This window comes from Planococcus versutus (assembly GCF_001186155.3).
In the GTDB taxonomy this organism is placed as follows: Bacteria; Bacillota; Bacilli; order Bacillales_A; family Planococcaceae; genus Planococcus; species Planococcus versutus.
Window position 1 is genome coordinate 1,353,209 of record NZ_CP016540.2, and the last position, 24,909, is coordinate 1,378,117.

The window sequence follows — 24,909 nt, forward strand, 5'->3', positions numbered from 1 at the left end:
AACCGCTTTCCCAATTGGGAAAGCGGTTTTTGGTTTAGTGTGGTCGATCTTCTCGACGGAAAGGAGCATTTTTTTCTAATTTGTGTAGATGATTCACCAACAACTCTGCGATGTTTTCTTCATGCGTTTGATAAAACGAACGAGCTCCCACTGGATCTTCAATTTCATTAAATACATGCTGGCCATCCTCGAGCAGTAAAAAGTCGATGCCAATATAATCGCTCTTTAACGCACGGGCAATGCGCACGACGTCTTTTTGTTGCGCCGCTGTTAAGACATGTTTTTCAATGGTAGCACCAAGTGAGTAGTTGGCTTTAAAGGAATCAGTAGCACTGCGTTTTACCGCGCCGACGACTTCCGTACCGATTATATAAGCACGGACGTCTGCTACGTGCGAAATAACAGGCTGGAAAACAAGTGGATTTTTCGTCTTGGGCAAGTCATCAGCCGACTCGAGCAACCATACTTCCTCACCGCCATGACCTGTTGTTGTTTTAGCGACACAAGGATAGTGTGGGACTTGGCGATAACTTGGAACGGTCGCAACTCCGAGCAGCAGAAACAACTTAAAGCTTTGCCATTTATCGTTCGCAATGCGATTGACTTCAGCGCGGTTAACTAAGTGAATGCCTTGATCTTCCAAAAAACGAGCGGCTTGAGGGCGGCGTGCACGGAAAACAACGACATCACCGGCTAAGCGCTCTGCAAGCAAAACCAAACCTTCGTCGCTCCAATCGTCCCAAGACACCACTTCGAAATCACCAACGCGTTGCAAATCATCGATAAATCCGTGGTTGCGTATAGCGTCTTGTGTTTCATACAAAAGTTTCATGACAAGTCCTCCAGTATATAAGCAATCATGGCATCGGCGACATTAATGCCCGTGACATTCAAAATATTGCGGATATGCGCAGCGGCGTTCACTTCACAAACTAAAGGCTCATCGTTTTCGCCAAACAGTAAATCCACACCTGCAAATATAGCGCCTACTGCATGAGCAGCGGTTAAAGCTAATTGCTGTTGTGATGAAGTTAAAGTGATGGGGGATGCCACACCGCCATTTGTAATATTGGCACGGAAATCCGTTTCGGAATGACGATACATCGCGGCCACAATTTTACCACCCACAATATTGACGCGAATGTCACGACCGCGACTCGTTTCAATAAATTCTTGAAAGACAAAATCCACTCCTCGTAAACTTTCCACTTTTTCATAAAATTGCGCTTTTGTTTCAATTAAATACACTTTCATGCCGAAAGAGCCGTGACCTTCTTTTATAATCATGGGCAATGTTAAACGATCAATCACTTTTTCGAAATAACCAGAATCTTTGATGGAAAAGCTCGGATATACTTTAGGGGCAACGATGGTTCGCGGCATCGGCAAGTTTTGTGCAGCCAATTGAACATATTGTGTGGCTTTGTTGTCACATAAGTCGATAACAGCAGGATCGTTGTAAACGGGTACACCTCTGCTTTTTAAAAAATAGCCAAGTAAAATATCTTTATCCAATAATACAGCAAAATCGGGTATACTTAAGTTGACTGATAAATCCATTATAGTTTCATAATTTTTCATAATTTTTACAGTGATACCAGCTCGTTCTGCTGCACCTGCAACAAGACGAGCTTGATCTGCAAACTTATCGGAAACTAAGCTTCCGTTGTAAATAACCCAACAACTCGTCATATTCACTCCACCTTCGTGCTAATATCATACTTAAAAATTGTATCATGTTTACTAAAGAAATGAGGCTACTAATGATAATCGGACTTGAGCATTATAAAAGCAAATGGAACATACATACAGATTCAGCAATTCATCCGGGACTTGAAGCGATTACAGCAGCGCTCGAAGAGTTTGGAAATCCGCATAAAGTTGGAAAGTTTATTCACTTAGCCGGAACAAATGGCAAAGGATCTACAGCAACTTTTTTGTCAGCAATTTTGCGAGCACACGGTTATCGTGTGGGTACTTTTTACTCTCCGTGTATTGAAGACCTCCATGATCAAATTCAAGTCGATGGAAAACCCATTAGCTCACAGGAACTAAATGTAGTTATGAAACAATTGAGTTGTTTACAAACACCAGTAACCGATTTTGAACTATTAACGCTGGTTGCATTTATCGTTTTTGAAAATCATGCACTTGACTTTATCCTTATTGAAGCAGGGATGGGAGGAGCGCTTGACAGCACAAACGTCATCGATTCAGAAATTGCTATTATCCCGTCGATCTCTATTGATCATACCAATTTCTTAGGAGAAACCATAGAAAAAATCGCTTGGCATAAAGCAGGGATTATAAAAAAATGGAAGCCTGTCGTCATTGGCAACTTGCCAGAAGAAGCTTTGAAACTCGTTCAGCAAACGGCGGATAACCTTCACGCTGAAGTCATTCAACCAAAAAAACAACTAACCGTGCCATTAAAATTAAAAGGATCTCATCAACTTGGAAACGCTACGTTAGCACTTGAAGCTGCTAAAGAGTTAATAAGCAAAGAATTTGATGAAGAAAAATCTTTAAACGCTTTATCTTCTGCTACGCTTGCTTATCGATTTGAAGAAATCTTTCCTGGTGTTATTTTTGACGGAGCACATAATCAGGCAGGTGCGGAAGCACTTGTTAAAACTGTGCAAGAAACTTTTCCAGATCGCCCTGTTCATATTGTTATGGGAATTTTGAAAGGAAAAGACTATAAAAACGTGTTGCGTCAGTTAGAAACGATAAGCGATCATTTTACATTTGTTGACTTTGATGATGACCGAGCATTGTCATCAAAAATATTATTTTCAGAAAATAGAAGTAAAAGGAAGACAATTCTAAAATCGTATGATATATTACCTGTATATAATAAAGAGGAAGTGACTATAGTCACTGGTTCTCTTTACCTGTTAACGCTACTAAATGATGCGGAAAAGTTGTTTTTTAGTCTTTATCGAGTCTAAACACAAATTGATTTTTGAGGTGTATGAAAGGAAAGATGTTATGGAAAATCATAAAAAACGTAAAGTTGTTCTGTGGAGTTTGTGGCTACTCATTGTTCCTGCAGGCTTATTGACCATCTATAACTTCTTTCCACCAGTCATAATGGAGCCGTGGAATTTGGTAGCTTATACATTGTTTTTTATACTCATGAGTTTTATGCCTATGAATATTAATGGAGCTTCGACATTTTTGGTGCAATGGGTCACAGTCGCAGTATTCTTGAAATATGGAATCTTTGTTGAAATTTTAATAACTCAATTAGCAATGTTTATCGTCTTGTATAGAAGTCGCACAAACGAAGAGCAATCGTTGAGAATTCCGTTTAATTCGCTTATGTTTTTTTTCGTGTCGCTCATTGCAGGTCTAACCTATATGCTAGCAGGTGGAGAATTCAATTCACTAGATTTATCAAATGTACTTGTTTTTGGTCTGATTTTCCAAGTGGTATCGGTACTTGTTAACCAAATAATTTACTATTTATACGATTATTCCATCGGCGAACATAGTAAATTCCTATCCTTAGATGCGATTTGGGATTTTGGTTTGATGTTTGTGATATTCCCTTACGCCATTGCACTGTATTTGTTTGAAGCCTATATTGGAATGGCAGCGCTCGTGTTACTCGGGGTTCCGTTTTTTACAATGACGGCAGTGATGAAAATGTACAATAACTCAGAACAGATTAATAGTGATTTAAAAAAAGCGGGCTTGATCGGACATGACCTTGCAGATCGTTTAGAAATAGAAGAAGTACTTGATCAATTTGTGGTCAAAGTGGCCGATATGTTCAAAGTCGAATACGCGTACATCATCGATTACCGAGATGAACAACAACAAATACTTCGCATTTACGAGAACAATCAATTGCAGCCACGTGAAATCGCTCCGTTTTCTTACAATCAAGGCATTGTCGGAAAAGTTATTACGACAGGTGACTCATATATATACGACAATAAAAAACAGTGGAAAGACCTCAAAATCGGAAAATTGCCAGAAGATGTTCAAAGCATTATGGCTACACCGATTGCGCGTAACAACAAAATCGAAGGCGTTCTTTTATTAGCATCAAAAAAGAAATACGCTTTCGTAAAGCATCAACTGCAAATTTTAGAAATCCTCAGCACGTATTTTGCAGTATCAGTTGAAAAAGCAGGCTATATGCAAAAAATCATCAACAAAAGCGAACGTTGCGGATTAACTAAATTGTACAATTATCGTTATTTAGACGAAAGTCTAGAAAGTTGTATCGACGAAATGAAAGCAGGTAGGCTAGATCAGTTGTCACTCGTAATGATGGACATTGATTATTTCAAGAGCGTCAACGATCGCTACGGACACCAAAGCGGAAATGACATCTTGGTTCAGCTTGCAGATATACTTAGAGCAGAAATTGGAACTGAAGGAACCATCGCACGCTACGGCGGTGAAGAATTTGTCGTACTGCTTCAAAACTACAGCAAAGAACGGGCCATGCTGCTCGCTGAAAATCTCCGCAAGCGTATCGAGAAATACGACTTCTTAATTGAAAACGACCTTGCAGAAGACCGCCAGCAACAAGTCATTCATATCACGATGAGTATCGGCGTATCAACTGCACCTGACGATAGTGACGAAGGCATGGCACTGATCCGGAATGCGGACAGGGCGTTGTATATTGGAGCGAAGCAAGCAGGTCGGAACAAAGTTGCAGCATATGTGAAATAAAGAATAAAAAGTCCAAGTTCAATTTGAACTTGGACTTTTATTTTGATTAAGGTGAATTGTAGCTTCTTTCTAATTCAATAGGAGGTGAGATATTGTTAATCCAAGGTTCTTCATCGATATCTAATTCAGAATAAGTCCTAATAATTTCTGGGTTATAAATTATTTGTAGTCTAGAATCTTTCTTTTTTTGATCACTTATATTATCTACATCTAACGAAGAATTGCAAAAAAAACATGATCGTCCTGGTTGTGTATCGCCTCTAACTGCATTTAATATAATCTTACGAGCTGATATTCCACCATTTATTATAATATTTGACCCAACACCGTACAGCTCCATGGTTTTTTCACTATAAAAATAAGCCTTAAAATCACTAGCTGTGCTTTGGTATTCTGAGTTATTCGATAACTTAATATCTCCTTTAGAAAAAATGATCAAAGATCCAATTCTGTTCTTCTTAGGCTCATTACTTGCATCTTTATAAACTATTCCTGCAATTACTGATTTTGTAATCGTTACTGTTCCATCAACATAGAAAATCGCATCGCTGTCTAAATTTGCATTAGTTATAGTTAAATTACCTTTTACATAGATTATGCCTTTTATAGCGGTATTGCCAGTAATATTTAAATTTCCTCCGACATAAGCTCCGTTGTTAAAGGTGGTGGATTCTGCAGAAATTGATAAATTACCTGAAGTAGCGAACTTTCCAGAATTTTTAATATCAGGTTTACCAAATATATTTGTGCCACTTAGCACATAATCATTATCATATTTATAAGCTACTTTCATCTCGCAATTTTTTTTACATTTTGAATCTACTTTTTCATTAGTTACATAAGTAGTAGCTAAATAAACATCTGATGAAGAAACAATATTCGAAAATTTAAAGTCATTTAATTTATTTTTATAGCTATTTAAATTATTACTATCAAAGTAAATGGCTACTTTTTTAGAAGTGAAATCAATAGGTTTTATATCAACAAATTGATTAACTCTTTTGGGTTTAATTTCATTAAAAAAAAGTTTTGTATCATCTGTATACTTGGAATAATAACTTGTATTTCCTATATCTTTTCCATCTATATAATCATCATAAGTAAATTTATAGTTCCAATTTTCTTTTGTGCGAGCAGGATGTGTGAAATGATATAAGTTACCGCCTAAAAAAAGTTTAGAATTATTTCTTGAATCGACTCCAGAAATTTCTGGGTATAAACTTTCTTCTGAAATTGCAGTTGAACCACTTTTCCAAATCCCTCGTTTTGAAACAATGAGATCATTATCTACTTTCAAATCACCTTTTATGGTCACTCCACCATTTAAATACAGATTACCTTCTCCAGGTATAGGAGGGAATCTAGTTGTATCACTTTTATCTTTTACTTTATAAGCACCTACTGCATAGTTTAATACTTCAGGATACTGTGTTGAACCAATATTGTATTTCGCATAAAGTATGTTTGATTTATCACCAGAGATACCCGTACTTTTAAAAGTGATGATTTTTCGCAAATATTTTTGAGTTGAATTTATTGTCATCATGCTCTCTGAATCATCTACTGATTTAAAAATACAAACTGTATAATTGGTTCCTGCTCCGGATGTAGCTTGTCCAGTAATTGATTTGTTGCCAGAACATTTGTATTTATCTACTACACTATTTAATTTATTTACATATTCAACTGCTGAAATGCCACTAGCTGTTACGGCTTCATTTAATTCCTTGGTAATTTGAGCATTAGCATGTTCGATACCTTTACTAGCTAAATCTGAAGACTGGACGATATCTTCTCTTATCTCATTTTTAGTTGTGCCGTTAAAAGACATAGCTATTAAACTTACTCCTAAAATCGAAAATAGAACAATAATTATTAAAGTCAGTAACAATGAATACCCTTCTTGGTTGTCACTTAAATACCTTTTCATCCTGCGTCCTCCTTAGAATTAGCAATTACCTGTACGGTGTTTTCGAATTTCATTCTGTGTTCTTTATTTCCTTTGTTTAGTTTTAAAGTAAAAACTATCGTGTATTCAGCTTCAGTGTCATTTTTAGTAATAGAGGTAGGTGAATTACTTGAACAATCTGTTGGAATAATTTTGACGTTTTGATTGTAAAAATTTATTACGTTACCGTTCACTAATACATTTTCGCCTTCAAAGCCAGTTTTAACAAATTTTCCTGATTTCATTACATTTAATAATGAGGTTTTTTTATTGTTAGTACAAAAATTTTCTACTTCAATCTGACCGTCTTTTAAGATGAATAAATCTTTAATCATACTAGCCATAATCAAATCGGCTTCATCACGTAATTGTGTTTCTACTTGGATTCGCTGGTAATTTGAATAGCCTTGAAATAGAACTGTATAAGATAGAATCCCTATAATACTAACAATGACTAATGTAGCCATAAGCTCTACTAAAGTAACACCATGATCATTTTTGAAGACATTGATTATTTTATTCATCTGCAACGTATCCTTCCACTGCGCTTGATAGCTTAGAGTTAACTGCAGTAACTTGGACAACAACATTTAATAGAGAGAGGTTACATTCAGTTGCATTCTGGGTCGGACTTATCTTAATCTGATAAGATTTTCCATTCATCTCATAAATAAAAGAATCTTTTTCTTGCCAATCCTTCTGAGGGCTTGTACAGGGCTGTTTCACTTCTTTGTAAATAATAAACTCACCTGGTTGAACTTTCACTCGCTCCAAATAAGCATCAGCCAAATTAATAACGACTAACTTCTCACTATTCGATACCGCTAACCGATTGGTATTCGCGAAGACAGCTGTAAAACTCATCAATACGATGGACAGAATAACCAGTGAAGCCAGAACCTCTACTAGTGTAAAACCTCTATCGTTCTTCATATAAAATTTTGTCAAATTTTCACCCGCTTATGTAAATAGTAGTAGTAATTTTCATGGAAAGTTAAGCTTCTCGTTATATATACCATTTTCTTTGTATCCTGACTAGCTGACTTTGGAAAAAATTATACGTTAAGTAGTAAATAAGTATTAATAACTATTTTTATTATTCGCTATTATTTATACCATTTATCTTGTATTATAGCTATATCAGATAAGATACTTTAACCTATATTATTACTTTAATTTACAAATTGAAAGGAATCTTCAATTTTGAATATTATATTATGTGCATTAACTTTACAGGAGGAGTTTAAATGGTGCGGATTTTTATCTTTATAATTTTTGTAGCGAGTGCAATGTTGGCTTTCTACTTTTTAACAACGAGTGTGAATCGGATGAAAATAATGACGTTGATCGGAGGAGGCGCATTTGCGGCTTTTGTTGGTCTTTTTATGCAGGGAGCCTTGTCGGTTTATCTGTCAATCGCGGCCATTGTTGCGATCTCGTTATTGGGCGCGCTGGTTTATGCAAAAGTTCAAGAAACCAACCAACTAAAAAGACAGCAAATTCTTCAAGAACACAAAAATAGAAAAAGCAAAATTTCAGCTAAACAAACAGCAGTTGTAAAAAAGCCCGTTCATGAACCGATAGGTGATGGAACGAGTGGTATGCAGACAATCGCAAGAGTCAGGGAGGAACAAAAGGTTGAATAATCAAGTATTTGGAAAAACGTTTCTAACCATATTAGTGGCAGGATTATTATTTTTTGGCGTTGCCAATGTAGGAGCTGCAGCTGTAGACAAATGGCTGTTCCCAACTACTAAATTTGGTGATCATACATATATTGGCACAACGGAAGTTTCCAACATGGAAATAGCTGCAGCTATGGAGCAATTTTCAGGAACCACTGAAAACTGGCGACAATCGTCTGAACTACTCGTAACCTATCAAGATGCAACAGCTAGTTATCCATTAGACAATGCAGAAATTTTGTTAGAAGAAACCGCTGAACAAGCTCAGTCGGGTGTACAGAATAGTTTTGTATATGATCTTCAAGACAAAACCACTGAACGTTTTTTCACTGAAAATTTTACAGGAGTAGAATTTTCTGAATCTGAAGTGCAAAAACTGACGAACAAACTAGAACAAGCACTTCAAGCAGGTTTAGAAAAAACACATGTCGCGATCAGCGATGATTCACTTGTGGTGGATCGTGAAAATGTTTCTGAAATGATTTTTCCGGAGTTGTCGACTAGTGAAGAAGTGGCAGCGATCGTTGAAGCTATTAATGGACTTCAAATTGCTCCTGGTGAGACATTTTCTTTTTTAGAAGTGATTGCTGAAATAGAACCTATTGGAGTAACAGATGCTGAACTTACTGAAATTGCTTCAACTATTTATTCTGTGGTACTCAAAACAAACTTCAAAATAGAAAAACGCACCATCGGAACACAAGTTCCCAAAAAAATTGCTGTAGGTCAAGAAGCAACGATTAATCGTGCACTTGGCATCGACTTGGTTTTTTCTAACCCCAATGCTAGCTCGTTTGTTTTAAATGCAGCTTCTTCAGGAAGTTCGTTGACTGCGTCATTATACGGTTTTCCGTTTGTATATGAGTATGCGGTATTAACTGGTGGCAATGAAACCGTAAATCCGCGACTGATCAAGCAATACAGTGCATTTATCACAAGTGGGAAAAAAGTTGAAGAAGAAGGCAGTAAAGGAGTTCGTGTCGAAGTAACGCGTTCTATTATGGATGAAGAAGAAGAATTAGAAGTTGAATCTATTTCAACAGATTTTTATCCGCCAATTGACCGAGTGGAACTTTATCCATTGACAGCTCCTCCTGCAGAAGTCATTCCGGAAACGGGCTCTGACGAATCTCTAGAAGAGACAGAAGACGGAAAACCGACAGAAGAAGACAGCGAAACACCAACAGATTCTACAAGTGACAACAACGGTGTTAGTTCGGGATCAGGATCGGGACAAAAGGCTGAAGATGGAAAAGAATCAACAGATTCAAAAACTGAAAAAACCGAAAAAACCGAAAAAACTGAAACAACTAAAGATAAATCAAATAGTTCGACAGATAAAGAAACGGATGGTTCAACATCTAGTTCAGACAAAGATTCTGGATCAGGAGAACCGGTATACGATAAGGGTGGAAATTTAGTAAACCCTTAATCGGTGGTGAGGAGGAAAAGAATGGCGAAAGTACGCAAGCGACTGGGCGATATTTTAGTTGACCATGGATTACTGACACAATCAGATTTAGAAGAAGCGCTCACTACTAAAAAAGCACAACAAAAAATAGGTGATGCCCTTTTACAAAGAGGATTGATTACCGAGCAGCAGCTGATTGAAACACTTGAAGTGCAGCTGGGTATTCCGCACGTCTCTCTTTTCCGATATCCTTTTGATAAAAACTTGTTCACTATGGTACCAAAAGAAATGGCAAAGCGAAATCAGTTGGTCCCATTAAAAGTAGAAGGCGATAAATTATTCGTTGCGATGACAAATCCAATGGATTACATCACCATCGATGATCTTCGGTTAACAACAGGCTTTCACATAGAGCCAGTCATTGCTTCAAAAGAAGATGTTACTAAAGCGATTTCGAAATACTATGACGAGGAATCGTTTGATGAGTTTATCGGCGACATGCCTGACAAAGAACAAGGACAACAAGAAGAAATGGGCGATATAGACGCGCCAATTGTTCGCTTAGTTAGCCAAATTCTTTCAACGGCTGTCTCGCTAAAAGCGAGTGACGTTCATATGGACCCTCAAGAAAACCGTGTATTGATTCGTTACCGGATTGATGGATCTCTCCGAACAGAACGCATATTGCCAAAAGCGATGCAAGGAATGATAACGGCACGCATTAAAATTTTAGCGAATCTCGACATAACAGAAAGCCGGATTCCACAAGATGGCCGCATTAAAACAAATGTAGACATGCGCCCGATTGACTTGCGCGTTTCTTCACTTCCTACCGTGTACGGCGAAAAAATCGTTATGCGAATTCTAGATTTGAGCGCCAATTTAACTGATATTGCTAAGCTTGGGTTTAGCGAACTAAACATGGAACGTTTTATGCACGAAATTGATAAACCCAATGGCATTATTTTAATTTCAGGTCCCACTGGTTCTGGTAAGTCATCAACGCTTTATGCCGCTTTAAATAAACTAAATTCTGAAGAAGTTAACATCATTACCGTAGAAGACCCAGTTGAGTACCAACTAGAAGGCATTAACCAAATTCAAGTAAATACCAATGTGGGCTTAACTTTTGCGGCTGGACTTCGTTCGATTCTTCGGCAAGATCCAGATATCGTCATGGTTGGAGAAATCCGAGACAAAGAAACGGCTGATATCTCGATACGTGCGTCGCTTACAGGTCACTTAGTATTAAGCACCATTCACACCAATGACTCTATTGCTTCGATTACGCGTTTAATGGACATGGGCATTGAGCCGTTTCTTGTAACAGCTTCTCTAAATGCCGTGGTTGCACAACGCTTGATTCGCAAAGTATGCCGAGATTGTCGAGAAACACATCAAGCGACTGAACGCGAAAAGTACATTTTTGAAAAAAGAGGCTTAACGATTGAAACGATCGCGCGTGGAAGTGGTTGTTCACAATGCAACATGACAGGCTATCGTGGACGTATGGCGATTCATGAAGTACTTGTTGTGAACGAAGAAATAAAAGACATTATCAACCGCAATGGAACTTCTGCAGAAATTCGCGAAATCGCAATGAAAAACAAAACAATTTTCTTGATTGACGACGGTTTATCAAAAGTGAAGGAAGGCATGACAACAACAGAAGAAGTTCTGCGCGTTGCCATGATGGATTAAAACGATGTCAATTCCATATATCGATGAAATTTTAACCGCTGCCATTAATTTGGATGCGTCCGATATCCATTTAACAGTAGGAATTCCACCCGTTTTTCGATTGAATGGCAAACTAAAGCGGTACGGTGAAGAAATTGTGACTTACGAGCAAACGAGAGAAATTAGCAAGTTGTTGATTCCGGAGAGGTTGTTTGAACGCTTTTTAGAAAAAGGAGAAATGGATTACTCTTATTCGCTACCCGGTGTAGGCAGGTTTCGTGTCAATACATTTCATCAGCGAGGATCGGATTCCCATGCGTTTCGAACGATCACTACGGGAGTGCCGACAATTGATCAGTTGAACATGCCAGATGTTTTGAAAATTCTTTCTGAATCACAACAAGGTCTCATTTTAGTCACAGGGCCTACTGGGTCTGGCAAATCAACAACTTTAGCCGCTATGATTCGCCATATAAACGATCATATGGCAAAACACATCATCACTTTAGAAGATCCGATTGAGTACTTGCATAGGCATGGCAGTTCGATTATAAACCAACGTGAAATCGGGTCGGATACCCATTCTTTTGCGAACGGCTTACGCGCAGCTTTGCGGCAAGATCCGGATGTTATTTTAGTCGGTGAAATGCGTGACTTAGAAACCATTACGACAGCTATCACAGCTGCCGAAACTGGCCATTTGGTTATGGCCACTTTGCACACATCAAGTGCTGCATCAACAATTGAACGAATTATTGATGTGTTTCCAGCAGGTCAGCAGCCTCAAGTTCGTACACAATTAGCAGGTGTCTTAAAAGCAGTCATTTCTCAGCGGTTATTGCCAACAAGTGACGGGCAAGGACGAGTGGCCGCAACGGAAATTATGATCAACAATACAGCTATTTCCAATTTAATCCGTACAGAAAAAGTGCATCAAATTCCAAACGTTATTTTAACCAATCGTGCAGCGGGGATGAATATGATGGCCACTTCTATACAAGAGCTATTAGCAACGAATAAAATTTCTCGCCATACCGCTCATCCATACTTGAAAGGAGAAGGGTGACATGGCACGTTTTAAATACGAAGGACGCGATACAAAAAAGGTAAGAACAGGCATCGTGACTTCAAGTAACCGAAGAGAAGCGGTTATTAAACTGCGCGATGAAGGCATCAAAGTTACGGAAATGTGGGAAATTGAAACCACTACACTTCAAAAAGACATAACAATAGGCAATCCAGTAAAGCAAGATCAATTTATAATGTTCTTGCGCCAGTTTTCTACATTGATGCGTGCAGGTGTAACGATCGTTGATACAATACGCATTTTGTCGCAACAAGTGGACTCAAAAGCATTGGCTAAAACGCTAGCCGCGATTGAAGATGAACTGCGCAAAGGCAATACATTATCAGACAGTCTAGCCAAGCATCCTAAAATTTTTGAACCATTGACGATCAACTTGATCAAAGCAGGAGAAATGTCCGGAAATATCGATGAGTCTCTAGAGCGTCTCGCCGATCATTACGAAAAAGCGTACCAAACGCGTCAAAAAGTAATTTCTGCCATGTCGTATCCTGCAATTGTTGGCGTGTTGGCAATCGGCGTTGTAATTTTCTTGTTAGCAACCATTGTGCCGATGTTTGTTGGCATGTTTGAAGGGTTTGGCGGAGAACTTCCGCTGCTCACTAAAGTCGTAATGATGTTAAGTGATTGGACGCTCGCTTATTGGTACTTGATCGTGCTCGCTATTTTAGTAGTACTGGGGACATTGTGGTTGATGAAACGCAATTTGCAAGGAAGAGTCATACTGGATACGTTACTGCTACGCATGCCTGTGTTTGGAAATATATTTAAGAAATCTGCGTTAGCTCGATTGACGCGGACGTTGAGTTCTTTGTTTTCAAGTTCGGTTCCTATTTTACAAGCATTAACTATGGTCGAAAAAGTAGTAGGCAATGAAGTGATGTCCAAAGTAATCTTGTCATCAAGAGATTCACTAGAGCGCGGAGGATCGCTAACCGACCCCATGCGCAATCATTGGGCGTTTCCACCGCTAATTCCGCACATGATTTCCATTGGTGAACAAACAGGGTCACTAGACCATATGTTGTTAAAAGTCGCGGAGTTTTATGAAAAAGAAGTAGACGCAGAGACCGACCGGCTAAAAGCGTTAATCGAGCCATTGATGATTGTGCTTCTTGCTGGGCTAGTAGGTACTATAGTACTATCAATTATGCTGCCGATGTTTGAGATGTTTAATAACGTAGACAATATGTAGGACGAATCATCTAGATAGTTTAAAAATATTTGCAAAAAATGCAAAAAAGCTATTGCTATAATTAATACTATTGATATAATTGAGACGTACTCAAAGTAGTATATAAAAGTAAAAAAATAGGGGGAAAAGAAATGAAGAATTATTTACAAAAGAAATTAAACAACGAAAAAGGGATGACCTTAATCGAGCTATTAGCCGTTATCGTTATTATCGCAATTATTGCCGCGATTGCTATTCCGGCAATTGGGAATATTATTGAGAATAGTCGTTATAGTGCGGTTAAGTCGGATGCTACAAATAGCATTAGTGCAGCTAATATCTACTTTACAGAAAACCCTGATAAAACAAGTGTTAGTGCAAAAGTTTTAAAGGATGATGGGTATCTTGATTCACCGGGTAAATTACCTGCAACAACAACTGGTACTGCAGCAGGGTCTGGTATTACAGTATTTACAAATAGTAATCCTATAAAAATATCGACTCCAGCTATCACATATTCTACTGGTAAGACCTTAACCTTTACAAATGCTTCAATTGAATTAATCAATGCTGATGATAAAAAGGGTAGCGAAGATCCTGCTGCTAAAACAATACCTGCACAATAGTAATCTAACTATTTGAATATACTCAAGATTTGTAGGAGCTGAAAAAATGGCCTTATCGTTTTTATCGAAAAAAGCGCGTGTGGTGACAATGACTATAGAAGAAGATGCCATTCGGTATGTGGAGTTAAAATCCACAGATCCGCTCTTCATCAGCCAGGCCGAAGAGATCGCTCTTCCGGCCGGGGTTATCAAAGATGGCGAAATTGTCGACTTAAAGGCGCTTGGTTCGTTACTCGATGAGGCTGTCCATCAGTGGGGTCTCTCTAAGAAGTCAGTCCGATTCCTCGCCCCTGACGAATTCGTTATCATCCGCAAAGTTGCATTTCCTCAAGGTGTCAAAGTCGATGAGCTAAAAGGCCATTTCTTTATCGAAATTGGTTCGACGCTGTATTTGCCTTTTGAAGATCCGGTATTTGATGTTGTGCCTTACAACGACAATGCCGAAGTATTGATCATCGCTTCTAAAGAATCTGTTGTTCACTCGTATGAGCAAGTGTTTGACGAAGCGAAATTAAAAGCAACAGTAGCGGACATTACGCCACTCGCTTTGTACCGGTTAGCTTTTTTACAACACGATTTCGCTGAAGAAGAACACATCATGATGATCGATCTGCATTCAAAAAAAATGACTGTGTCTATTTTTTATGAGCATTATCCATTGTTCATGCGACCAGTCGAATTGAATTTGGCTGAAGAAGATTTCTTGGATTCTGCCATTGTACTAGAAGAAATTGAATCAGAAGTGGAAAAGTTAAGCAATTTTTATCGCTACAGTATGAACGCGGGTGGAGCGGGTATTACAAAAGTTGTTTTCAACGGACTAGACAATTGGCCGGAACTTCAGTCGCGTCTAGAAGGCCGCTTGTCAGTTCCTGTGTATCCACTTGTGATGAAACCCATTCCAAGTGAATTAAACGATAGCGTTCCTGAACGTTTTAACCGTGCCATCGGTTTAGCCCTGAAAGAGGTGTAAGCATGTTAGTAGATATTAACTTATTGCCGCAAAAAGAACGAGAACGACCTGTCGTGCTTGTTGCGGTGCTTGGCGTTTTAGGGGTGGCCGTTTTACTCTGGGCAATTTTTTTCTTTATGGCACAGTCACAAAATAACCAACAAGCCGCAACGGATGCGGAATATGCACAAGTAGCGATTCAAAGTGAAGCGGTACGCGCGCAACTAGAAGCATCAATTGGACTAAATGACGAACAGCAATTACAAGCAACGGTTGTTTGGGCAGAAGCTTATCAATTTGATACGGTGCCTCTCCTAGGAGATCTTGTTTCTCGGTTACCTAAACGTGGATTTTTTGATTCGTTTTCATTTGTAAAACCCAATTTGGGTACTTTGACCATTCAATTCGATACGTCTCGTGAAGCGGCTTATTATTTGGCTCAGTTAAAAGCTTCTGAAATGCTGGCATCGGCATCGCTTGACTCGGTCACGAACGAAGAACTGGATTTAATTGAAGAAGAAGATCCAAACAAAGTTGAGACAAATGAATTAATAAAAAACCCGCGTTATTTGGCTACATACAGTTTGGTTTATGTTGATGAACGGTTGCCAGCTGAAGAAGGCACCGTCAACGCAGATGGTACAGTAACAGAAGCACCGGTAACAGAAGAAACACAAGCGCCTGCCACAGAAACACCAGCAGAAGAAACGGTTCCTGCAGAATCTGAGGTGGATGTTCAATGAGTAGCTTAACGAAACGCCAAAAAGAAATCGCTTTGGTAGCACTAGCTGTACTTTTGTTACTTGGTAGTGCTGCGTACTCTTACTTTTCTTTGTATACGCCAGCTAAAGAAGCACGTCTACAATCTGAACAATTACTAACTTCAGAAAAAGAAGTGCTCATGGCATTAGAAGCACAACAAAAAGCAGCTCCACCGACTGAAAAAATCAGTGTTGGCGATTTGCAACAACAAGTTTCTGTCGAACCTTTAACAGATTTGATCTTATTGCAAATTGAACAAGCTGAGCTAATTTCACAGACCTTTGTGACTTCCGTGAATTTTACAGAAGCGCCATTGACGTTACTGCAGCCAGTTGAAGGAATGGAAAACCTACAAGAAATCGTCGCAGCAGTCGAGTTTAATGCTAGAGATTATAACGGCATCGCGACTTTTATAGACGAAATTGAACAAATGGAACGAATCATGGTAGTGGATACTATTGATTTTACTGCAAACCCGGAACTGACAAAAGCTGATCAACTAAACGAACCTTTACTCGTTTCGGTTTCTTTTTCTGCATTTTATCGTCCGGATTTAGTGGGCCTTGCGGATGATTTGTTAAAAGTCGATTCGCCGGCGCCTGCTAAAAAAGTAAATCCATTGCCTCAAAACGATGGAACCAACTTGGTAATGCCAGAAGTGATAGCTCCAGAAACGACACAAGAAGAAATTGAGATTTTAACTACCGATCCTGAAACAGACGTAAAAGTCGATGTGACTGTTGAAGAAGACGCTGAGACGGTAGACCGGTAAAGAAGACAAAAGAGAAATCACTGCGATTTCTCTTTTTTTGGTAGAGCTGGTTTGAAGATTTGTGTATAAGTCGAGTTATGAAGTTTCACTTCTAGATATTCCGCAAAGCAACTTCGCTATCCCGCGGCCTTGTGGGAGTCTACGCTGTTTTGCTGCATATCTCCAATGTGGACTCTTAAATATAAGTTTGTATCTACTCTAAGAAAAATTTATGATCAGCCAAATTCAAGCTGTCTTTTTTGTAGCGTGGAATACGAACTTTTAATGAAAACCTTAGAAGAAAGAACGTAAGGCGGCGACTCCTGCGGAAAAACGGAGTGGTGAGACCCCGCAGGAGCCTGCGACGAGGAGGCTCAGCGCTTCGTCCGCGGAAAGCGTCCGCCTGCAGTGACTTCTTCAACTCTATCACTAACTATTCCACAAAAAACTACAGCAAAGAGGGTTTCTATGGTATTAACTTATTCTGTTTTTATTGGCTTGTTTGGCCTTGTTTTTGGTTCGTTTTTTAATGTTGTTGGTTTACGTGTGCCCAAAAAGGAATCGATTGCTTACCCGCCTTCACATTGCACCAATTGCGACCGACGCTTGACGGCGATTGATTTGGTGCCAGTGTTTTCTTACTTGTTTTTGAAAGGTCAGTGCCGAACATGTGGCTCGAAAATCCATTGGGTGTATCCGTTAATAGAAGCCATCACGGCGATTTTATTCGTCGCATCGTATTTAGTGTTTGGTTTTACACCCGAACTTGTCGTTGCGATTTTGTTTGTGTCGCTATTGGTCATCATCACCGTATCAGACATTGCGTACATGCTCATTCCAGATAAAGTGCTACTGCCGTTTGCGGTCGTGCTGCTCGGACTTCGTTTGTTTGTTCCACTGGATCCGTGGTGGGATAGTTTAGTTGGAGCCGTTGTTGGATTTGGCTTGTTGTTTTTGATTGCGGTTGTTTCAAAAGGCGGCATGGGCGGCGGCGACATCAAACTATTTTTCGTCATCGGTTTGGTACTCGGTTCAGTCGGAATTTTAATGACTTTGTTTTTCGCATCGTTTATTGGTGCGATTGTAGGCATTATTCAATTACGTGTGACAAAAAAAGGTCGGAAAACACCGATTCCGTTTGGGCCATCGATCGCGGTCGCAGCTGTTATCGTTTACTTCTGGGGTGACGGGCTGCTTGCATGGTATATGAATTTTCTAGGATGAAGCGGAGGCTTCATCTTTTTTTTGTTTTACAAATCGCACCGTTTGTTTCTTCTTTCTAGTTGCAGAACGTTTTGTGTGCAGGAAAGCACATTGGTTTTGGAGCCGGTCATCTTGATTCTCGTAAAACCTAATTATAAACAGCAACACACAGCGCTTCCCGCAAATCAAAGCGATCAAATCTCATTTTTCAATACTTCAATCCGACCAAAAATCATTTTTGGCTATTTGTTTAGTGTTTTTGCAGGTGGTATGATTCTTGAAAAAGGAGAGATTCCCTCTATGAAATTTGTTTCCGATTTCCCAATCATTCTCGCATCTCAATCGCCTCGTCGCCAAGAACTTCTCGGCATGCTCGGCATTGATTTTACTATTGTTCCAAGTACAAAAGACGAACCCAATCCGCAGCAATTCCAAACTGCTCTCGGCTTTGTGTTAGCCTGTGCTGCACAAAAAGCACGAGAAGTAGCTACGGTTCATGCAGATGCCATCGTTATCGGCTCAGATACCATAGTTGCGCTAGACGATGAGATTTTACTTAAGCCCAAAAGCAAAGATCAAGCAAGAAGCTATTTGCAGAAATTATCAGGTCAAACGCATCACGTCATTACGGCAGTGACTGTTTTGCAAAAAAATAGCGAATTGTCTTTTCATGAAACGGTAAAAGTGACGTTTTTTGAATTGCCAGAAGCGTGGATTGAAGCATATATCAATACAGCAGATCCGTATGACAAAGCAGGAGCTTATGGCATTCAAACTTTATCAGGACTTTTTGTAAAAGAAATTACTGGCGATTACAATGCGGTAGTGGGATTACCGATTGCTTTGTTAACACAGAAACTGGTCAGTGCTGGATTTGTTTCACTAGCAGGGAGTGGTGTCAGATGCTAAACGAAGCACAGTTAATGATTCGTGATGTACATATATCCGACCGGCCGCGTGAGCGCTTGATTCATCAAGGAGCCACCGCTTTGTCGAATCAAGAACTAATCGCGATTTTACTCCGTACAGGCAGTCGTCAAGAGTCGGTATTGCATTTGGCAAACCGCGTATTGACTCATTTCGAACAAATTCAAGAATTGAAAAACGCCACAATCGAAGAAATGGTAGCGATCAATGGCATTGGACAAGCAAAAGCGGTTCAATTACTTGCGGCTGTTGAATTGGGACGACGCTTATCTTCAAAGCAAACCGACACAAAGTTTACCATTCGTTCTCCTAAAGACGCGGCTTCTTACTTAATGGCAGACATGACTTCACTCAAGCAAGAACATTTTGTGGTGTTGTTCCTCAATATTAAAAACCAAGTTATGCACCGGCAAACTATTTTTGTGGGCAACTTGAATGCCTCTATTGTTCATCCACGCGAAATTTTCCGTGAAGCGGTGCGCCGTTCGTCTGCTTCCATTGTTTGTGCTCACAACCATCCGTCTGGTAATCCAGCGCCATCACCAGAAGATATCGATGTGACCAAGCGACTGGTTGAAGCGGGCAGTATTATTGGAATCGAACTGCTCGATCACGTGATCATTGGTGACCATCAATTCATATCGTTGAAAGAAAAGGGGTTCATGTAGCACTGTTTATTTTTTTCTTTTTCGTCTATAATAAGTGGTATTGTGTCAACGCACTTAGCAACATAGCGGCGTGTTAAAGAAGGGACGAAAAATGGTGTTTGGATTTGGTCTAAAAGATGTAGGAATTGATTTAGGTACAGCCAATACGTTGGTATATATTAAAGGCAAAGGAATTGTTCTTCGTGAACCTTCTGTTGTCGTTAAAAATAAACGAACAGAGGAAATTGTCGCGGTCGGTAGTCAAGCAAAAAACATGATGGGGCGAACAGCCGAATCGATTATTGCGATTCGTCCAATGACTGATGGTGTTATTGCTGATTACGATACGACTTTGATTATGATAAAGCATTATTTAGAAGAAGCGTTTAAAGCCGTCGGCAGCAAATGGAAAAGTGGCACGGTTATGATTTGTGTTCCTTTTGGCATAACTTCTGTCGAACAACGCGCTGTGTTAAATGCTGCACGTAGCGCTGGAGCTCGCGAAGCATTCACAATTGAAGAACCGTTCGCAGCAGCAATTGGTGCAGGGTTACCGGTTTGGGAACCTGTGGGCAGTATGGTCGTCGATATTGGGGGCGGTACCACAGAAGTAGCGATTATTTCTCTAGGTGGAATCGTTTCAAGCGAATCGATTCGTGTAGCTGGAGATGCATTTGATGTAGAAATTATTCACTATATCCGCAAAACTTATAATGTGTTAATCGGTGAGAGAACCGCAGAAGCGTTAAAACTTGGCATTGGATCCGCTGCGGTTTTAGAAGAATCTCAAAAAACGATTTCGATGGACATACGCGGTCGCGACTTGGTTACGGGATTTCCAAAAACAGTGCAAGTGACAGCTGGCGAAATTGTCGAAGCCGTTAAAGAGCCAATCGCTGAGATTATCGCTGGGATTAAAACAGCATTAGAAAAAACACCACCTGAACTTAGCTCAGATGTGTTGGAAAATGGCATTGTGTTAACGGGTGGAGGAGCGCTACTAAAAAACCTCGACCGCGTTATCTCGAATGAAACGTCGATGCCTGTGTCGATTGCCGATCACCCACTGGATTGTGTTGCACTTGGCACAGGCAAGGCGCTGGAGAATATGGATAAATTCCGACGTCAGTTATCAATTAAATAAGGAGGATGGCGATATGCCAAAGCTTTTTACAAACAAGCGGCTAATTTTGCTGCTGTTGGGTGTCATCCTGCTGGTTGCACTGATTTCTTTTTCGCTCCGCGATCGTGACAATGTGTCACTTCCGGAACAAATTATAAAAGATGCTGTGGGAGCCGGGCAGTCGGCATTTTCACGACCTGCTCATGTTGTCACTGGTATTTTTGAAAATATCGATTCGTTGCTAAAGACATTTGAAGAAAACCAGCATTTGAAAACGCGTTTAGAAGAATTTGCAGGTGTGCAGGCTGAAGTCAAAGACTTGCGAACTGAAAACAAAGAACTCAAAGAAATCGTTGGAAAAGAAGAGGATTTACGTGAATTCAATCCCATTCAAGCAACGGTGATTGCCCGAAACCCCGATCAATGGGAAGAAAAAATTATTTTAAACCAAGGCACCAATCAAGGTGTCGCAAAAAATATGGCGGTTATGACAGCGAGCGGGTTGATTGGAAAAATTACGTTAACAACGCCTACAACGTCAACCGTTGAATTGATTTCGACGTTCAATCCTAATTACCGCATTTCAGCAATGGTCGTCGATGGCAAGAAAGATGTCTTTGGATTAATTGAAGGCTACGATGCAGAACGTCGCGAATTGCTGTTAAAACGAATTGACGCAAATATTGAACTCAAAAAAGGCGATCAAGTTATGTCTAGTGGACTTGGTGGGATTTTCCCGAAAGGTATTTTAATTGGGACAATCACAGAAGTCACCATCGATGAATTTGGGTTAACCAAACTTGCTTATGTAAAACCAGCAGCTAATTTCTCTCTTTTAGATCATGTGATTATTGCGGATCGTGTGATGGAAGAAGTGGACGGTGAAGACAATGGCGTGACGGGAGACGATGAATCATGATTCGTTTTCTTATCCCACTGATCTGTCTCGTCTTGTTTTTCATGGAACCGGTTTTTGGACTTTTTTCACCACTTGTTATTAATGGAGAACTGAATTATATTGTGCCCCGTTTTTTGATTATGTTCTTAATTTTTGTCACGCTTTATTACGATGTTAAACACGCCGTGTTTTACGGATTGTTTTTCGGGCTCTTGTATGATGTCTTTTACATTGATATTATTGGGTTATATTCTTTCTTGTATCCAGCTATTTGTTTAGTTGCCGCGTCTGTGTTTAAACGAATCCCGCAAAATTTAGTGACAGCGACTTTACTAACGCTTGTTTTATTGGCACTGTTTGAATTTTTGCTTTACCAATTCTTCCTGCTCATTTCATTAACAGGTATGCCGCTTGATTTATTTGTTACCATGCGGTTATGGCCAACGATGGTTGCCAACTCAATCTTTTTGGTGATGCTCGGATGGGTTTTTAAATCGGTAATGGTCACGCAATTATCAGAGCGTGATCATAAAATAGGGTTATATTAATGAAAGTGCAGGTGACATTTTGTTGAAAAATCTCGTTAATATTAAAGGGAAAAATAAAGGGCTTGTGCTTTATCTTGATGATCAATGCGCATATTCCGAGTTATTGCCCGCACTAAAAGCAAAGGTTTCAGAACCCGCGCTTGATAGCGATACGGAAGTAACGATTCATTTGAACAAACGCTATTGTACAGAAAGTCAAATTGCAGAATTGAGCGAAATCATTGCAACCAATCCTCATTTGAAGGTAGTCGGAGCAACCAGTGATATCCTAACAGTAAAAGAAAGTGATCAACTGATTCTCGAGCGCCAGTCAGAAACCTATGTGGGAATTGTCCGGTCTGGTCAAATTGTTAAAGCAGAAGGTGACTTAGTGGTTATTGGTGATGTAAACCCGAACGGCCGTGTAGAAGCGGGTGGAAGTGTTTATGTGCTAGGTCGTTTAAAAGGCGCGGCTCACGCCGGAACTAAAGGCAATCGCGACGCAGTTATTGCAGCGTCGTGGCTCGAAGCAACACAATTAAAGATTCACGACGAATTGGAAACCATGACAGACGAATTGTCTAGTTTATCGGAACAACCGGAAATGGAATGTGCATATTTACATACAAATGGTACGATCATCATTGACCGGTTGCAGGAATTGCGTTTTATCCGTCCGCAAATTTCAACGTTTAAAGGAGGAAGCTAGTGTGGGAGAAGCTATCGTAATTACATCAGGTAAGGGAGGCGTCGGTAAAACGACGACAACCGCCAACCTCGGCACTGCATTGGCTCTTCAAGGAAAGAAAGTTTGTTTGATTGATACCGATATTGGATTGCGTAACCTTGATGTAATTTTAGGACTTGAAAATCGCATCATTTATGATTTGATTGATGTACTCGAAGGTCGCTGCAAAGTGCATCAAGCGCTTGTTAAAGACAAACGGTTTGAAGACATGCTGTATTTATTGCCAGCTGCACAAACGGCTGACAAAAATGACGTCAATCCCGAACAAATGAAAGAATTAGTAACTGAATTGAAAAGCGATTACGATTTCGTCATTATTGATTGCCCAGCTGGAATTGAGCAAGGCTATAAAAATGCGGTCGCTGGAGCTGATCATGCAATTGTCGTGACCACACCTGAAATTTCAGCTGTTCGTGACGCAGATCGCATCATCGGCTTGTTGGAACTTGAAGAAAACATTGATGCGCCGCGGCTAATTATCAACCGAATTCGTCCACATTTGATGAAAGCGGGAGAAGCACTGGATATTAATGAAATAACAACTCATTTGTCAATCGATTTGTTGGGCATTGTAGCAGACGACGAACGCGTCATCTCGAGTTCGAACAAAGGCGAGCCCATCGTTATGGACCCATCTAATCCTGCAGCGCTCGGCTACCGCAACATTGCGCGTCGCTTGCTTGGAGAATCAGTTCCATTGATGAGCATGGAAAAAGCACCGCCTAGTTTGTTTACTAAAATCAAAGCCGTTTTTACAAAATAACATTTCCAAAGCCTTCGCTCATGCAGCGAAGGCTTTTTTAAAACTACAGGAAGTATCGAATGACCGATTTTTTATTGCTGCAACTGGTTGCAGTAGAACGTTTACTGCCTAGTCACGAATCAAAGGAAGTTGTTTTGTCTGCACTAAAAAATGCTTTAGCAGGCTGGATTTCTCGGCGTTTCGGTCGTATCACTCGGTTTTTTGCCGTTTCATTTAGAACAGGTAGTGCGAGAAACAAAACTGTTTAATGTCACGACACTGACGACGAAGTTATGCATTTTTTCAATGCGCAATTCGTGGTGCTAGCTGGTCATAAACTCAATACGCGTGTTGCGTACCAGTTGCTCGGTGTCAAAGACCAATGCGTGTTATACCGATTACTCAAAAAGTCAGCACCAAAGAGTAATATACGAAACGCACGGCTGACCGCATCTTGCACTGAAATAACCGCACTTCATATAAGTCAAAACCTTGCACCATTCAACCAATTTCACGAAACATTACATTGTCTATTGACGTGAGAAGGCGTGACATGGTATTATTCTACTGTTATGTTTGTAGCGTACCGTTGCTACAACCGCTCGAATCAGGTTATTTTAAGAAGATGCTTTGGCAGATCACCTGAATAGGCGAGTCTTAATCTAAGAGGAGGTGCAAGGATATGTACGCAATTATTGAAACTGGTGGAAAACAAATCAAAGTTGAAGCAGGCCAAGAAATCTACGTTGAGAAATTGACTGGAGAAGCTGGTGATGTTATCACTTTTGACAAAGTTCTATTTGTAGGTGGAGATGATACGAAAGTGGGTGTTCCTTTTGTTGAAGGAGCTACTGTTACGGCTAAAGTTGTAAAAAGCGGCCGCGCTAAAAAGATCACAGTTTTCACTTATAAAGCGAAAAAGAACTACCATAGAAAAAAAGGTCACCGTCAGCCATACACGAAATTGACTGTCGATGCTATTAACCTGTAAGCATGATACTTGTAACTGTAACGGAAATATCAAAACGCATTTCGTCTTTTGAAATGTCAGGTCATGCGGATTACGCTGAACACGGGCAAGACCTCGTATGTGCTGGAGCATCTGCTGTCTCTTTTGGAGCGGTGAATGCCGTCATGGAGCTGACGGGAGTCGAACCAGACATTCAGCAAGCGACTAGCGGCTTTTTAAAAGTCAGTTTTCCAGATAACCTGAATGACAAGACGGATGAGCAGGTACAACTGTTAGTGCGTGCAATGATTGTTTCTTTAAAAACGATTGAACAAGACTATGAAGAATATATTAAAATAACCTTCACAGCCTAGGAG

At 39.9% G+C, this 24,909-nt stretch carries 27 protein-coding genes and 1 other annotated feature; of the genes, 22 read left to right on the forward strand and 5 right to left on the reverse strand.

The annotated features are described in order from the left end of the window. Positions 1–34: 34 nt before the first annotated feature. Both I858_RS06855 and I858_RS06860 read right to left on the reverse strand, forming a co-directional pair. Positions 35–832, reverse strand: a complete 798-nt coding sequence (locus I858_RS06855; protein WP_065524233.1) for an ATP-grasp domain-containing protein — start codon at positions 830–832, stop codon at positions 35–37. Beyond that, complete coding sequence (locus I858_RS06860) at positions 829–1,692, reverse strand: ATP-grasp domain-containing protein (protein WP_065524232.1); 864 nt, start codon at positions 1,690–1,692, stop codon at positions 829–831. The genes I858_RS06855 and I858_RS06860 overlap by 4 nt, the downstream gene beginning before the upstream one ends. A gap of 71 nt (positions 1,693–1,763) precedes the next feature. Between I858_RS06860 and I858_RS06865 the strand changes: the two genes are divergently transcribed. Next, on the forward strand, positions 1,764–2,951 hold the full coding sequence (locus tag I858_RS06865) for a bifunctional folylpolyglutamate synthase/dihydrofolate synthase (protein ID WP_065524231.1): 1,188 nt from the start codon (positions 1,764–1,766) through the stop codon (positions 2,949–2,951). Between the two features lie 40 nt (positions 2,952–2,991). Then, entirely contained in the window at positions 2,992–4,695 is a 1,704-nt protein-coding gene (locus I858_RS06870; RefSeq protein ID WP_065524230.1) for a sensor domain-containing diguanylate cyclase, read from the forward strand. Positions 4,696–4,741: 46 nt separating this feature from the next. On the opposite strand, the gene I858_RS06875 is transcribed toward I858_RS06870, so the two are convergent. Genes I858_RS06875 through I858_RS06885 form a run of 3 tightly spaced genes read right to left on the reverse strand, consistent with a single transcriptional unit; the run spans position 4,742 to position 7,576 of the window. Beyond that, positions 4,742–6,625 (reverse strand): hypothetical protein, encoded by a 1,884-nt coding sequence (locus I858_RS06875; RefSeq protein ID WP_065524229.1) that lies wholly within the window; start codon positions 6,623–6,625, stop codon positions 4,742–4,744. Next, entirely contained in the window at positions 6,622–7,167 is a 546-nt protein-coding gene (locus I858_RS06880; protein ID WP_065524228.1) for a PulJ/GspJ family protein, read from the reverse strand. The genes I858_RS06875 and I858_RS06880 overlap by 4 nt, the downstream gene beginning before the upstream one ends. Beyond that, positions 7,160–7,576 carry a type IV pilus modification PilV family protein gene (locus I858_RS06885; protein ID WP_065524886.1) on the reverse strand — a complete coding sequence of 139 codons (417 nt, stop codon included), beginning with the start codon at positions 7,574–7,576 and terminating at the stop codon, positions 7,160–7,162. Before I858_RS06885 ends, I858_RS06880 begins: the two co-directional genes overlap by 8 nt. A 314-nt stretch (positions 7,577–7,890) precedes the next feature. Between I858_RS06885 and I858_RS06890 the strand changes: the two genes are divergently transcribed. From I858_RS06890 to I858_RS06985, 20 genes are all read left to right on the forward strand, one after another. Continuing rightward, positions 7,891–8,289 carry a hypothetical protein gene (locus tag I858_RS06890; RefSeq protein WP_065524227.1) on the forward strand — a complete coding sequence of 133 codons (399 nt, stop codon included), beginning with the start codon at positions 7,891–7,893 and terminating at the stop codon, positions 8,287–8,289. After that, positions 8,282–9,760: a VanW family protein gene (locus tag I858_RS06895; RefSeq protein ID WP_065524226.1), complete on the forward strand. Its 1,479-nt coding sequence runs from the start codon at positions 8,282–8,284 to the stop codon at positions 9,758–9,760. Before I858_RS06890 ends, I858_RS06895 begins: the two co-directional genes overlap by 8 nt. Before the next feature lie 21 nt (positions 9,761–9,781). Then, on the forward strand, positions 9,782–11,440 hold the full coding sequence (locus I858_RS06900; RefSeq protein ID WP_065524225.1) for a GspE/PulE family protein: 1,659 nt from the start codon (positions 9,782–9,784) through the stop codon (positions 11,438–11,440). A 4-nt stretch (positions 11,441–11,444) separates the two neighbouring features. Then, positions 11,445–12,485 (forward strand): type IV pilus twitching motility protein PilT, encoded by a 1,041-nt coding sequence (locus tag I858_RS06905; RefSeq protein ID WP_065524224.1) that lies wholly within the window; start codon positions 11,445–11,447, stop codon positions 12,483–12,485. A 1-nt stretch (position 12,486) separates the two neighbouring features. After that, on the forward strand, positions 12,487–13,698 hold the full coding sequence (locus I858_RS06910) for a type II secretion system F family protein (protein WP_065524223.1): 1,212 nt from the start codon (positions 12,487–12,489) through the stop codon (positions 13,696–13,698). Positions 13,699–13,829: 131 nt separating this feature from the next. After that, positions 13,830–14,303 carry a prepilin-type N-terminal cleavage/methylation domain-containing protein gene (locus tag I858_RS06915; RefSeq protein ID WP_065524222.1) on the forward strand — a complete coding sequence of 158 codons (474 nt, stop codon included), beginning with the start codon at positions 13,830–13,832 and terminating at the stop codon, positions 14,301–14,303. A gap of 46 nt (positions 14,304–14,349) precedes the next feature. Continuing rightward, entirely contained in the window at positions 14,350–15,276 is a 927-nt protein-coding gene (gene pilM, locus I858_RS06920) for a type IV pilus biogenesis protein PilM (protein WP_065524221.1), read from the forward strand. Between the two features lie 2 nt (positions 15,277–15,278). Beyond that, positions 15,279–15,998 (forward strand): fimbrial assembly protein, encoded by a 720-nt coding sequence (locus I858_RS06925; RefSeq protein WP_065524220.1) that lies wholly within the window; start codon positions 15,279–15,281, stop codon positions 15,996–15,998. Then, positions 15,995–16,789, forward strand: coding sequence for a pilus assembly protein PilO (locus I858_RS06930; protein WP_065524219.1), 795 nt, complete (start codon positions 15,995–15,997; stop codon positions 16,787–16,789). Before I858_RS06925 ends, I858_RS06930 begins: the two co-directional genes overlap by 4 nt. A gap of 447 nt (positions 16,790–17,236) precedes the next feature. Then, positions 17,237–17,992: a prepilin peptidase gene (locus I858_RS06935; RefSeq protein WP_065524218.1), complete on the forward strand. Its 756-nt coding sequence runs from the start codon at positions 17,237–17,239 to the stop codon at positions 17,990–17,992. Positions 17,993–18,103: 111 nt separating this feature from the next. Continuing rightward, positions 18,104–18,880: a Maf family protein gene (locus I858_RS06940; protein ID WP_239457224.1), complete on the forward strand. Its 777-nt coding sequence runs from the start codon at positions 18,104–18,106 to the stop codon at positions 18,878–18,880. Then, positions 18,874–19,566 (forward strand): RadC family protein, encoded by a 693-nt coding sequence (gene radC / locus I858_RS06945; protein WP_065524217.1) that lies wholly within the window; start codon positions 18,874–18,876, stop codon positions 19,564–19,566. Before I858_RS06940 ends, radC begins: the two co-directional genes overlap by 7 nt. Positions 19,567–19,660: 94 nt before the next feature. Next, positions 19,661–20,689, forward strand: coding sequence for a rod shape-determining protein (locus I858_RS06950; protein WP_065524884.1), 1,029 nt, complete (start codon positions 19,661–19,663; stop codon positions 20,687–20,689). 13 nt (positions 20,690–20,702) lie between these two features. Further along, positions 20,703–21,587: a rod shape-determining protein MreC gene (gene mreC / locus I858_RS06955; RefSeq protein ID WP_065524216.1), complete on the forward strand. Its 885-nt coding sequence runs from the start codon at positions 20,703–20,705 to the stop codon at positions 21,585–21,587. Further along, positions 21,584–22,114, forward strand: coding sequence for a rod shape-determining protein MreD (mreD, locus tag I858_RS06960; protein ID WP_065524215.1), 531 nt, complete (start codon positions 21,584–21,586; stop codon positions 22,112–22,114). The genes mreC and mreD overlap by 4 nt, the downstream gene beginning before the upstream one ends. A gap of 16 nt (positions 22,115–22,130) precedes the next feature. Continuing rightward, positions 22,131–22,802: a septum site-determining protein MinC gene (minC, locus tag I858_RS06965; RefSeq protein ID WP_157886540.1), complete on the forward strand. Its 672-nt coding sequence runs from the start codon at positions 22,131–22,133 to the stop codon at positions 22,800–22,802. Position 22,803: 1 nt separating this feature from the next. Beyond that, positions 22,804–23,604 (forward strand): septum site-determining protein MinD, encoded by an 801-nt coding sequence (gene minD / locus I858_RS06970; protein ID WP_065524213.1) that lies wholly within the window; start codon positions 22,804–22,806, stop codon positions 23,602–23,604. 59 nt (positions 23,605–23,663) lie between these two features. Next, positions 23,664–23,852, forward strand: a complete 189-nt coding sequence (locus I858_RS06975) for a hypothetical protein (protein WP_065524212.1) — start codon at positions 23,664–23,666, stop codon at positions 23,850–23,852. 317 nt (positions 23,853–24,169) lie between these two features. Further along, positions 24,170–24,251: a sequence feature (ribosomal protein L21 leader region), on the forward strand. Between the two features lie 14 nt (positions 24,252–24,265). Beyond that, positions 24,266–24,574, forward strand: coding sequence for a 50S ribosomal protein L21 (rplU, locus tag I858_RS06980; protein ID WP_008498928.1), 309 nt, complete (start codon positions 24,266–24,268; stop codon positions 24,572–24,574). Positions 24,575–24,576: 2 nt separating this feature from the next. Further along, positions 24,577–24,906, forward strand: coding sequence for a ribosomal-processing cysteine protease Prp (locus I858_RS06985; protein ID WP_065524211.1), 330 nt, complete (start codon positions 24,577–24,579; stop codon positions 24,904–24,906). The last annotated feature ends 3 nt before the right edge of the window (positions 24,907–24,909 follow it).

Coding starts and splice junctions, on each gene's coding strand:
- I858_RS06865 (WP_065524231.1), top strand. CDS start 1,764: ATGATAATCGGACTTGAGCATTATAAAAGCAAATGGAACATACATACA.
- radC (WP_065524217.1), top strand. CDS start 18,874: ATGCTAAACGAAGCACAGTTAATGATTCGTGATGTACATATATCCGAC.
- I858_RS06935 (WP_065524218.1), top strand. CDS start 17,237: ATGGTATTAACTTATTCTGTTTTTATTGGCTTGTTTGGCCTTGTTTTT.
- mreD (WP_065524215.1), top strand. CDS start 21,584: ATGATTCGTTTTCTTATCCCACTGATCTGTCTCGTCTTGTTTTTCATG.
- I858_RS06930 (WP_065524219.1), top strand. CDS start 15,995: ATGAGTAGCTTAACGAAACGCCAAAAAGAAATCGCTTTGGTAGCACTA.
- pilM (WP_065524221.1), top strand. CDS start 14,350: ATGGCCTTATCGTTTTTATCGAAAAAAGCGCGTGTGGTGACAATGACT.
- I858_RS06910 (WP_065524223.1), top strand. CDS start 12,487: ATGGCACGTTTTAAATACGAAGGACGCGATACAAAAAAGGTAAGAACA.
- I858_RS06975 (WP_065524212.1), top strand. CDS start 23,664: ATGACCGATTTTTTATTGCTGCAACTGGTTGCAGTAGAACGTTTACTG.
- mreC (WP_065524216.1), top strand. CDS start 20,703: ATGCCAAAGCTTTTTACAAACAAGCGGCTAATTTTGCTGCTGTTGGGT.
- I858_RS06905 (WP_065524224.1), top strand. CDS start 11,445: ATGTCAATTCCATATATCGATGAAATTTTAACCGCTGCCATTAATTTG.
- I858_RS06870 (WP_065524230.1), top strand. CDS start 2,992: ATGGAAAATCATAAAAAACGTAAAGTTGTTCTGTGGAGTTTGTGGCTA.
- I858_RS06915 (WP_065524222.1), top strand. CDS start 13,830: ATGAAGAATTATTTACAAAAGAAATTAAACAACGAAAAAGGGATGACC.
- I858_RS06890 (WP_065524227.1), top strand. CDS start 7,891: ATGGTGCGGATTTTTATCTTTATAATTTTTGTAGCGAGTGCAATGTTG.
- I858_RS06875 (WP_065524229.1), bottom strand. CDS start 6,625: ATGAAAAGGTATTTAAGTGACAACCAAGAAGGGTATTCATTGTTACTG.
- I858_RS06885 (WP_065524886.1), bottom strand. CDS start 7,576: ATGAAGAACGATAGAGGTTTTACACTAGTAGAGGTTCTGGCTTCACTG.
- I858_RS06900 (WP_065524225.1), top strand. CDS start 9,782: ATGGCGAAAGTACGCAAGCGACTGGGCGATATTTTAGTTGACCATGGA.
- I858_RS06985 (WP_065524211.1), top strand. CDS start 24,577: ATGATACTTGTAACTGTAACGGAAATATCAAAACGCATTTCGTCTTTT.
- rplU (WP_008498928.1), top strand. CDS start 24,266: ATGTACGCAATTATTGAAACTGGTGGAAAACAAATCAAAGTTGAAGCA.
- I858_RS06880 (WP_065524228.1), bottom strand. CDS start 7,167: ATGAATAAAATAATCAATGTCTTCAAAAATGATCATGGTGTTACTTTA.
- I858_RS06925 (WP_065524220.1), top strand. CDS start 15,279: ATGTTAGTAGATATTAACTTATTGCCGCAAAAAGAACGAGAACGACCT.
- I858_RS06855 (WP_065524233.1), bottom strand. CDS start 832: ATGAAACTTTTGTATGAAACACAAGACGCTATACGCAACCACGGATTT.
- I858_RS06860 (WP_065524232.1), bottom strand. CDS start 1,692: ATGACGAGTTGTTGGGTTATTTACAACGGAAGCTTAGTTTCCGATAAG.